At 40.4% G+C, this 2,263-nt stretch carries 3 protein-coding genes; all 3 read right to left on the bottom strand.

The window, feature by feature from the left end:
- Positions 1-1,520, bottom strand: a 1,520-nt coding sequence (gene tnpC, locus ACEN36_RS12895; RefSeq protein ID WP_407126889.1) for an IS66 family transposase, incomplete at its 3' end; no start/stop codon positions are given.
- Between the two features lie 99 nt (positions 1,521-1,619).
- Positions 1,620-1,979, bottom strand: a complete 360-nt coding sequence (tnpB, locus tag ACEN36_RS12890; RefSeq protein WP_407126887.1) for an IS66 family insertion sequence element accessory protein TnpB — start codon at positions 1,977-1,979, stop codon at positions 1,620-1,622.
- Entirely contained in the window at positions 1,969-2,175 is a 207-nt protein-coding gene (locus ACEN36_RS12885) for a hypothetical protein (protein WP_131832542.1), read from the bottom strand. Before ACEN36_RS12885 ends, tnpB begins: the two co-directional genes overlap by 11 nt.
- Positions 2,176-2,263: the final 88 nt, after the last annotated feature.

Raw genomic sequence — 2,263 nt, 5'->3', positions numbered from 1 at the left:
GGATTTTGGATCAAATCCAAACCAGGAAGTTCCGTAATCAGCTTTTCTAGATATTGCCTAAAATCGATCTTGTTTGCTTTGCAGGTTTCAACCAAACTAAGATAGATGGCATTCGCTTTTCCGCCCCATTCGCTCGTAGAAAACAGCCAGTTTTTTCGACCTAGAGTTAGTGGTCGGATGGCATTCTCACTGTCATTGTTATGAATAGGGAGATCTCGATGATCCAGAAACTTCATCAATCCCTCTTTCCGATTGAGACAGTAAGTAAGGGCTTTTTCGAGTGCAGATTTAGGAGCCGCGAAAGTTCCTTCCATCCATTTAAAGAAATCATCAAGAATTGGCTTGGAGTACTTTTGATGCAGTTGATGACGTTCTTCTAATGACAACTCTTTCCAATCCTTCTCCATGCGAAAGAGAGCATCACACATTTCTTTCCCCAATTTTACTTGTGGGCTTGGATGTTTGCCGCCTAACTCAAGAGCGTCGTTCCAATAGCGTCTCGCATGGACCCAACAATTGGCAAAATCGACGCCGTCGATTTTATCATAGACAGAATAACCGTCGCACAAAATAATCCCTATCCAGTCACCCAGGAATCGTCTAAGTTCTTCTCGTCCACGGGTAAGCGTCGAGTCAAAAACAATAATAGCACGGTTAGCACTAGCCACTGTTCGGTATACCCAATTCTGTGATTTCGATTTTCCTGATTTTCCGTCTGAACGTTTGATAATCCGATAAGGCGTTTCATCAGCTGCGATGATGGTTTGTTTTAGCAGTTGTCGCTTCAACTCATCATATACTGGCTTTAGAAACTTTTCAGCGACCTTGTTTACCCAATCCACTAATGTTCGGCTGTAGAGAGTTAATCCAAGTCGACTCCAGTCTTTCAGTTGTCGTTCCAAAGGAACGAACTGTTCGAACTTCATATAAGCGGCTTCTGCAATTATTGATGGACTGGCAATACTTCCTGGTAAGGCTCGTTTCAATGATGGAGCAGTTTGTATCTGATTTGTACCGCTTTTTTTACACTGACGACATTCATAACTATGTACATGATGCAACTGTCGAATAAGTTTGGCGGGGACGAGTACAACCTCGCTCCAATCTTTTACGCCAAGTTCGTGCATCTCATATCCGCAACAATCGCAAACCGGTTCATCAATGGTATGGTTGAATTCTTCAGTTGGTAAGTTTTCCAACTGTTTATCCTTCCATCCACGTTTCCGCCGTTTGCGTTTATGTTGAAGAACAAGCGTCTTTTTCAATTCACCTTCTTCCTCATTCATTGGGACGAAAAAATCGGACTCTTCATCAAATAACGATGTCTGATTCCCATCAATCTCTTCGTTCGTTCCCTTTGTCTTTTCACTGCGAGAGCCAAAAAGCATCTTAGTCAGTTTAAATACTTGGTTTGATAGATCCATATTTTGAGTCATGATGGTATCCAATTTATTAGTTAACTCGGAGAGTTGGTTCATTAATTCTTGATTTTGACGTTCTAATTCGGCTTTTGTCGGCATGGATTTCACCACCTTTTTTCTTTGAAATACGTATGCTTTATTATATCAAATTCTAAAGGTAAAATCATTAAAAAATCGCATTAAATCAAGGCTTTAGGGTTAAAAAGCACCTCCTTTTTGAGCCGTTGAAATGGCTTTAGGTTGATCAATTTTTAATCCTTCCAACAACCAACGAAGTTCCCGTTGGGAAAGCTGTTTGACTTCTCTTTCTGTTCTAGGCCACTGAAGTTTGCCCGAGTCAATTCGTTTATAAAGTAAAGAAAAGCCGTCGTTGTCCCAGAAAAGAGCTTTATACCGATCTGATCGTCGACCGCAGAAGAGGAAGATGACGGTGTCTTGGTATAAATCAAGTTCAAACTGGTTCTGAATAACCATGGCTAATCCGTCAATTCCTTTTCGCATATCAGTATACCCACAAACAATGTAAATCTTTTTGACAGCTGCATAATCAATGATCATGTATCTTCAACTCCTTGAGCAGAGCGTAAAGGATGTACTTATCAACGCCGTTGAATATATTGACTTCAATATCGGCAACTTGAATTTTAATTGCAAGCTTATCTTTAGAAGAGGTTTTAGGATGAGTTATTTCGTTGGTTTTTTGGTCCAGAAGTTGGACGGGGACGATGGGTTGATTATTTTTTTGATCTCGCATAGTAAAAATCCCTCCTGTCTGATTGAGATAAGTCAATCTTACAAGAGGGGAGACAACAATTCTATGCGGTTAATTTTAACGGGCTTAC

The organism is Desemzia sp. FAM 23989, assembly GCF_045528345.1.
Taxonomy (GTDB): Bacteria; Bacillota; Bacilli; order Lactobacillales; family Carnobacteriaceae; genus Desemzia.
Note: the sequence above shows the minus strand (reverse complement) of the source record. Positions and strands in the feature narration are given on the sequence as shown.